General features: G+C 44.7%; 7 protein-coding genes and 2 pseudogenes. 3 read left to right on the plus strand and 6 right to left on the minus strand.

Going from position 1 to position 8,173, the window contains the following annotated elements; all coding sequences use genetic code 11:
* Positions 1 to 21 precede the first annotated feature (21 nt).
* Genes menH through CAG57_RS09555 form a run of 3 tightly spaced genes read right to left on the minus strand, consistent with a single transcriptional unit; the run spans position 22 to position 3,813 of the window.
* A complete protein-coding gene (gene menH, locus CAG57_RS09545; protein WP_161427978.1) occupies positions 22 to 807 on the minus strand; it encodes a 2-succinyl-6-hydroxy-2,4-cyclohexadiene-1-carboxylate synthase in 786 nt (261 codons plus the stop codon).
* Positions 797 to 2,509, minus strand: a complete 1,713-nt coding sequence (menD, locus tag CAG57_RS09550) for a 2-succinyl-5-enolpyruvyl-6-hydroxy-3-cyclohexene-1-carboxylic-acid synthase (protein ID WP_161427979.1) — start codon at positions 2,507 to 2,509, stop codon at positions 797 to 799. Before menD ends, menH begins: the two co-directional genes overlap by 11 nt.
* Positions 2,506 to 3,813 carry an isochorismate synthase gene (locus CAG57_RS09555; RefSeq protein ID WP_099610201.1) on the minus strand — a complete coding sequence of 436 codons (1,308 nt, stop codon included), beginning with the start codon at positions 3,811 to 3,813 and terminating at the stop codon, positions 2,506 to 2,508. Before CAG57_RS09555 ends, menD begins: the two co-directional genes overlap by 4 nt.
* A gap of 303 nt (positions 3,814 to 4,116) precedes the next feature.
* Between CAG57_RS09555 and CAG57_RS09560 the strand changes: the two genes are divergently transcribed.
* Complete coding sequence (locus CAG57_RS09560) at positions 4,117 to 5,331, plus strand: pyridoxal phosphate-dependent aminotransferase (protein WP_099610185.1); 1,215 nt, start codon at positions 4,117 to 4,119, stop codon at positions 5,329 to 5,331.
* Between the two features lie 107 nt (positions 5,332 to 5,438).
* Here CAG57_RS09560 and CAG57_RS09565 read toward each other — a convergent pair.
* Positions 5,439 to 5,774: pseudogene (locus tag CAG57_RS09565) on the minus strand (LysR substrate-binding domain-containing protein); the annotation flags it as partial.
* Between CAG57_RS09565 and CAG57_RS09570 the strand changes: the two are divergent.
* A pseudogene (locus tag CAG57_RS09570) lies at positions 5,774 to 5,998 on the plus strand (IS66 family transposase); the annotation flags it as partial. The pseudogenes CAG57_RS09565 and CAG57_RS09570 overlap by 1 nt on opposite strands.
* 282 nt (positions 5,999 to 6,280) lie before the next feature.
* Here the strand turns inward: CAG57_RS09570 and CAG57_RS09575 are convergent.
* Positions 6,281 to 7,408, minus strand: a complete 1,128-nt coding sequence (locus CAG57_RS09575) for an SPASM domain-containing protein (protein WP_161427980.1) — start codon at positions 7,406 to 7,408, stop codon at positions 6,281 to 6,283.
* Positions 7,409 to 7,462: 54 nt separating this feature from the next.
* A complete protein-coding gene (locus tag CAG57_RS09580) occupies positions 7,463 to 7,993 on the minus strand; it encodes a hypothetical protein (RefSeq protein WP_161427981.1) in 531 nt (176 codons plus the stop codon).
* A 70-nt stretch (positions 7,994 to 8,063) separates the two neighbouring features.
* Here CAG57_RS09580 and tnpA point away from each other — a divergent pair.
* Positions 8,064 to 8,173, plus strand: a 110-nt coding sequence (gene tnpA, locus CAG57_RS09585) for an IS66 family insertion sequence element accessory protein TnpA (RefSeq protein ID WP_443083777.1), incomplete at its 3' end; no start/stop codon positions are given.

An 8,173-nucleotide genomic window follows, 5' to 3' on the forward strand; every position in this document is an offset into this window, starting at 1 on the left:
ATTGTTGTTGTCACCTACACCTCATGCAGGCGTAAGTAGCCGTTTTTTTACTATCTGAGCAAATGCATCAGGTTGTTCATGATGTACATTATGCCCAGCATGGTCGATAACACTGTAGCTCAACCCGCTGTGCTCTGCGAGCTGACGAAATTTTTGATCGTGTTGCCCACATACATAGTGAACCGGAAAAGGCAGGTTCATCAGTCGAGGCAGCAAGTACGGCTGTGTGGCCAACGACGTGGCTAACAGCATCCTAGCGATCGGGTGACCAAGATTACCACTTCGCAAGCGAATTAAAGTTTGTCTTTGCTCATGATTGAGTGAAGAAAATACCGCTTGCTGATACCAATCGGCCAATACTTGAGCGATAGGCTCAGATTTAAAGCGCATTGCCCAGTGCTGATCATGTTGCCAGCGAGCATTTTTTTCAGTCTCACTAAGCAGCCCAAAATGTCCCCCCTCGACCACGAGTCCTTGGATATTGAGTTGGTCAAACCAGCCTTCGGCACATCCAGTCATCGCGATACGTCCACCTAATGAATACCCCACGAACCAAATTGGTGTCGATGAATCATAATGGATGAGAATTGTCTGTTTAATATGCTGACAGCAGCTAGCAAAGTCATGGCATATCACACTTTGGCTCTGTCCATGCCCCGGTAAATCGATCGTTAAGCAAGCTTCTTGATTGAGTCGTTCAAGCACTGGCTGCCAATCGTCACCACTGCCCAGTAAACCATGCAAAAAAACCAGTACCGGTCGAGCTGATAGAGTCTGAGTGAAAGAGGAGGTACAACTATAAAGCATGGATTTGTGATAATAATTGTTGAATATGAGCCGCAGCCTGTTGCGGTGGTGTAATCACTTCGATCAGTAAAGTGCCTTGTCCTGTCGTTAAGTGTGTTTCAATCGCCGCTTGATAAGCCGCTAATGTTTCAGGTTTTTGATACGCTAATCCGAACTGCTTAGCCACATATTCAAATTGTAAACCATGAGGCATTTGATAAAGTGCTTCTCGCTGCTGCTCTGGGACAGGTAATAAATCAAAAATAGCCCCACCATCATTATTAATGACCACAATCACCAAGGGCTGTGGGGTTTCTCTAACCAGTGCCAACGAGTTCAAATCATACAATAATGAAGTATCACCCAGCAGCGTGAGCATCGGTTTTCTTGATGCGCGTTGTACCCCGGATGCCGTTGCCAATAGACCATCAATACCTGAAGCACCGCGGTTAGAAAACACCTCTCTTGGGGTGAATGCGGTAAACATATCCGCCAAGCGCACAATTAAACTATTACCAAGAAAAAGATCGCAAAGCTGGCCTCGCTCACTGAGATCAAGCGCTAATGCCACTTCACTTAACTGCGGATTGGAAAAATGCAACTGAGCCAATTGAGTCACGCTGCGTGCGTAATTTTTAAGTTCATTAGCCCAGCCAGCATGGGTTTGCTTGAGTGCAGACAGTGTATTGAGCTGCACCTTTACCCAGCTTACCATATCGCACACCCAATGCTGCTGAGCGAGATGTGACTGATTATTACGTGTGGCCTGCCAAGCAAGATAAGCATAATCACATTCACCACTCGAAACGCGTTGCTCAAGCCAATAATTTAATCGTTTAGACACGATACGAGCACCAAATTGAATGACTTGTTGACATTCACTCAGCAGCACTCTGGCTGCACTATTTTGTAACCACAAGTCATAATGCGCCCATTCACTACTCACTCCAGATTGGGGATCACACAACACCGGCCAGCCGAGCTGTTTAGCAAACTCAAGCGCAGCTTGCGCTTCATGTAACCGTACCGAACCAATCAGTACCACGCCTTTTTTACTCAAAATACGCTTATCTATCGGAGCAATGGATGCGCTAGCATAATGGCGTTGCGTATAGGGAGCGCTCCCTTTGCGCCAACTTTCTATACGGTTGAGATAGTCGGCATAAAGCTGTCGATCATTATAAGCATAAAGCGGCTCTGGAAACGGACAGTTAATATGGATTGCACCACCGAACTGGCTTTGTTGATATAGCGCATCGTCAAGAGTGGTTAACAACCAATTGAGGGATAAATTCACGTTAGGGCTAGGCAGTGCAATAGATTGCGTGACGTGACACCCATAAATACCTGATTGTTCAATGGCCTGATTCGCGCCACATCCAACGAGATCAACCGGACGGTCGGCCGTCAGTACAATCAAAGGCTCCCCCGTCAGTTTTGATTCAGCAATCGCTGGTAATAAATTGGCCACTGCGGTTCCTGACGTGACGATAATCGCCACCGGCTTGCCGCTCGCTTTGGCTAAACCAAGCGCCAAAAAACCTAACCCACGTTCGTCAAAATGAGTATGAAGGTTGAATTTACCATTATCGGCAGCTTCCAACGTCAGTGGCGTTGAGCGTGATCCCGGGGCGATACATACCTCACTCACTCCAAAACGAGCCAATTCTTCTAATAGAGTTTGTGACCAAATTCGATTCAATAATGCTTGATCTTGATTCATGAGGAGAGCCCCAAAGGTAAACGGTCGGTCATTAAACTGAGTAACGTCGACATTTTTTTATCCAACTCTTGCCATTCATGCTCGGCAATAGACCCTGGAACGATCCCAGCGCCTGCAAAAAGTTGCACTTCGTCATCCACAACTAATGCGCTGCGAATCGCAACACAAAACTCAGCTTGTTGATGGCTAAAATAACCCATTGATCCGGCATACCATCCGCGAACAAAAGGTTCGTGCTGAGTAATAAAACTCAACGCAGCTTGACGAGGTAACCCAGCTACGGCTGCAGTCGGTTGTAACGCTCGAAGCAGTTGTACCGCATTCACTCCAGCTTTTAGTTGAGCATAAATTCGGCGTTTAAGGTGCTGCACTTTACGCAAGCGAACCAAATTCGCTTGTGGCTCAACCCTCACCAGTTCAGAATAAGGCGTTAATCGCTCAATAATATCGTCAACCACAAACTGATTTTCATTGAGATTTTTACTATCGTGCGTTAACCAATCGGCGAGCTGTTTATCTTGCAAGGGATCGCCTCCACGTCCAATCGTCCCTGCCAACGCTTCGGTTTGTAACTCTTGTCCGTTACGGTAGTAAAGACGCTCTGGTGTGGATCCGATAAAACTATGTCGATGATCCAAAGCCAGTAAAAAATGAAAACTCTCATGATTTTCTAAAGCACTAGCTTTCAGTAGCTGAGCAGCTCGAATCGGCTGATTAAGCATGATACGACTCTGCCTAGCCAACACCACTTTTTGTAAGGCAGAGCGCTCAATCCCATCCAACGCTTGTTGCACGATCTTAGTCCAGTCAACTTGATTCGGAGAGTGCTTCACCTGCATCACTTCACTGCAAATTGCCCCCAATGGCACAACTTCGTGCTGTAATCGCTGTAAAGTCGCACAGGTTCGTTGTCTATCTTGATTGATATTCGCGGCGATTGACCAATGATCATCAAAACGAATCAGTTCAACTTGTGGCAAGAAAAAAAACGATGCCATACAACGAGGATTTTTTTCTGTTTGACCATCAAACGAACGCCCTCCCCAAATGCGTTGATGCTCACCCACAATGGCATAAGCAGGCGCAGGATCTGAAAAGGTATACAGCTGACCAAGAGCGACCACTTCTTCACGGGTATCACGAGATTGCCAATAAAATTTCGGAAATATCGGTTGGGCTTCAAGCCAATCGATCAACGCAAAGGGGGGCTTTCCTGCCAACTCTTGGATAAAACGAACGTCGTTATCCCTCGCGTCGTTTATTTGCTCTATCAACCGAGCAATGGCTTGATAAAAATTAGACAAAGCGACCTCGTCTACTCTGAGATTCGATTTTACAGTCGCTACTCTATTGAGAGAACCCATTTAAATCAAGGTTACCGCACCTCTTTTGTGGCTTTTCTATGTAAACGACCAGTCGCAAGAGTCGGTCACCCGATGGATGGCTGGCTTTCAATACCGTGTCATCTATTATTATCCTAGACAACAATTCCGCGCTCTTGGTTGGTCAGCAACGATGCCACATTTTAATCGTCAGATTTATATTCTAAAAAAAGGCAATTTGGTGTAATTTAATCAAGGGTTTCAATTATTTTTAGGAACATTGCAATGCAAAATATCGGGATGTCATCAAAACTCGATAATGTCTGCTACGACATTCGAGGACCAGTACTTAAACATGCTAAAAGAATGGAAGAAGAAGGGCATAAAATACTAAAGTTAAACATCGGCAACCCGGCCCCTTTTGGTTTCGATGCCCCTGATGAAATTTTAGTCGACGTCATTCGAAACTTGCCGACCTCACAAGGTTATTGTGACTCAAAAGGCATCTATTCTGCCCGTAAAGCAGTCGTACAATATTACCAAAAACGTGGCATACGTAGCTTAGACGTGGAAGATGTTTATGTCGGAAATGGAGCATCAGAGTTAATCGTCATGTCGATGCAAGCGCTGTTGAATAACGGTGACGAAATGCTGGTTCCTGCTCCTGATTATCCGCTATGGACCGCTGCGGTTGCTCTTTCAGGAGGAACGGCAGTTCACTACCTCTGTGATGAGCAAGCCGATTGGTATCCCGATCTAGATGATATTAAAAAGAAAATCACGCCGAAAACGCGTGGGATTGTTTTGATTAATCCGAACAACCCAACCGGTGCCGTATACAGCCGAGATTTTTTACTCGAGGTAATTGAAATTGCTCGCCAGCATAAATTGATGATTTTTGCCGATGAGATATACGATAAAGTTCTGTACGATGGTGCAACCCATACTTCCATTGCAACGCTTACCGAAGATGTATTAGTTATCACTTTTAATGGCTTGTCTAAAGCCTATCGTGTTTGTGGTTTTCGTGGGGGGTGGATGTTTTTAACTGGCCCGAAACATCTTGCTCAAGGCTATATTGCAGGATTAGATATGCTCGCCTCAATGCGTTTGTGCGCTAACGTACCGATGCAGCATGCGATTCAAACCGCACTTGGTGGTTACCAAAGTATTAATGAGCTAATCTTACCCGGTGGCCGCTTATTAGAACAACGCGATCGCGCTTGGGAACTGATCAACCAAATCCCTGGTGTATCATGTGTTAAACCCAAAGGGGCGATGTATTTATTCCCGAAAATTGATACCAAAAAATACAGCATCAAAGACGATCAAAAAATGATTTTAGACTTTTTGATCCAAGAGAAAGTGCTATTGGTACAAGGCTCTGGCTTTAACTGGCCAAAACCGGATCATTTCCGCATCGTGACCTTACCTCATGTTGAAGATCTGGAAATCGCCATCGGCCGCTTCGAGCGTTTTTTAAGTACTTATAGCCAGTAACTTTTCACCTATAAGACCGAAAACTCTCTTGAGCGCAGTAAATTATCCTGCGCTCATTTTTTAATAAACTGCTATATGCAAATGGATATCGCAGATTTGTTTGCCTCTCAAGCAACGAGATTGGCGTGATATTTTAGATGTTCAATGAAGATCGGAATTTTTTTCGCTAAATGCCGGCGGGAAGCATAAAAAGCATACAGCACGAGATCGTCAGGCTGATATTCCATCTCGATGACCTCTAACATGCCAGCTTGTATCTCTGCTTGGCAAAATGCCCTAGGTAATATCGCAAAACCTAAACCAGAAATAGCCGCTGTTTTTGCAAGATGTCCGCTGTTGACCTTAAACGAAGACGCTACTTTTTGCGTAATCAACTGACCTTTAGCATTTTTAAATATCCACGGGTTGCCATGCAATACAGTAAAACTATTGATATAGGGAACACCGAGCGGAACGCGCAATCAAATCGCTGGTTATTGGCAGAAAAAATTGGTTATTCTCGACGAATCCGCTTGGTGCTGATGCGAGTGCTTTGCTGTATAGCATCATCAAGACGGCGAAAGCTAACGGACTGATACTCTACGATTACATGGTCAAATGTATGAGGGAACTGGCAAAGCCAGAGCCTGATATCAACTCACTTCTTCTTTGGAAGTTCTCACACTAAAACGCCCCGTGGGATCGTGGGACGCTTACGATCAATCTTATCAAGCATCGTACTTAGTCCCATAAAGTGGGATTGGAAGCAAGTGCTTGGTTCTCGACATCATTTCCATTTAGATAATAACAACAGTCATTACCTATGGAGGCTTTTATGCAATCTCTATAGCAAACTTGTCAGCATTGTGACCAAACTAAAATTGGTCACGGTTTTAGAGCTTCGAGTACAGAGTTAGCTCCCTTACTTTTTCGCTCATTATTTAATTACCACTTCAGCGACTGGTGTCAACTAGGCAAAATAGACAAACATCCGGCCTATGTTCCCAGCCTTAACGCCATTCTGTTCAATAAATGATTTAAATACACTGTTTTCCTTGTGATTGCTCAAATGTATGGCTTCGTCGTTATACTGCCCGTTAAGAACATAGGAAGATTCTGCCCACGGTTGCAGGGGATGGATAACGAGGTAGTCAGCGTTCATCGTCCGCCCCATTTCAATGAAGTCAGGGATCTCCTGATAGTTGCTTTTCCGATATACCATCACCAAGGTAATAGCACCGACTTCACCTCGATTATATAGGCTCTTAACAAACTCAAGATTTTCCATGAGCGTATGGAAGCACCCGCCCCGCACTTTTTTGTATGTATCGGGAGTGGTGGCATCAACGGTGATGCAAGCATAAATCAGTTTTGACCGAAAGTAAGGGTGGATGCGATACCAGTTTTTTTCATTCCACAGCAGCCCATTAGAACGCACTGTTATTTGCTTTAAATTGGGGAAGTCGTCTTCCGGAAAATGCTTTAGAAACTTCTGGTACCAACTACTGGCAAATACATCACCAGCACCATCTAACTCCAAGTCTTCGATGCCAGGTGTCAAGCTCCTGAGGTTGGCATACAGCTTGTCTAACCGGCCGTTTTGGCTGTCTTCAGAGATAAGTTTAATGCGGCATGAAGGGCATTTCAAATTACAGCTAAGGTCCATGCCGAGATACAAACGGGTAGGAGGGCGCATCAGCGATCCATCGAAAGTATCCGGCGATTGGCAAAATTCAGCAAAGTTACTAGCGGCGAGTTCAGGGTCGGCGTTTATCTCTTCAACGGTATGGATCATCAACCGTTTTTCTGGTTCGTGTCTGTTGGCAGCGGCTGAGCACGATTCTGATTTACAGTAACGAAAACTCCCATCAACAAAGGACATGCGAAATGCTTTGTATATCTCATTGTTCCAGATCTCCAAGCCATCTTTCTCAATAAGGTTTCCTGCCACAGCGGATATGTTTTTGATGTGTGATGCGCAACATAAATAAGCATCACCTTTCGGGTCTACGAGGATCTGGTTGAAAGGGATCCGGCAAAGCATTGGTTGGCCGTTTTCAATGTTAACGATGTCTATTCTATCTTGTGTTGCTTTCATCGGTACGTCCTTAGTAAATACATGTAGTGGCTGACAACTCACCTAAAATTGAGATCACACGGGTCGATACGTACGCGATGCTTCAGCGATAGTGATACCATCAAGCCATCCTTGCCATGCCTCCAATTCGGCACCGCGCATGAATTCTTTCCATTCACTGTGTTTCAGCACAATATGTGTGCGGGGAATTTTCAGCGATAATAATGTCTTGTGGTAGGTGACGACTAATAGCTGGTTATTTTCATTATTACAGAGTGTGTCGAGAATCTTGCGCAAGACGGGGAGTTTGCTTTGGAAGGTATTTAGATCGTCCGTGTAGTCACGCTCTGTTGGAGCCATTTCGAGGTTGAGGATAAAAAGTACACGGCGGTAATGCTGTATGTCATGGAAAAACGTATCCACGTGCTTATCAAAGCGTGTTTTGAATGCTGGGTATTCTGAGGAAATGCTTTCAGCATTCGGTGGGAAGTCATGAATCGAAATATAGTCCGTATGTGTATCTCGAATACGTTTGAACTCTGCATCGGAATTGGTTTGTTCGCGAAGATTTTCTTCAAGGAAAATGTCAGAAAATCGTAAGCGCATCACAAACACCGTATTCTAATCAACCTCAGCACACTATACGATCAAATCTCCAACCATAAGGAGATCTGAAATGGCAAAACGACGTACCGACCAAGAATGGCAAACCCTGTTTGAAAAATACCAATCCAGTCATTTATCCCAGCGTGTCTTCTGTGAGCGTAACGGGTTAAGTCTGTCTAC

The sequence above is a fragment of the Vibrio sp. V30_P3S12P165 genome (genome assembly GCF_009904905.1).
GTDB classification, from domain to species: Bacteria; Pseudomonadota; Gammaproteobacteria; order Enterobacterales; family Vibrionaceae; genus Vibrio; species Vibrio fujianensis.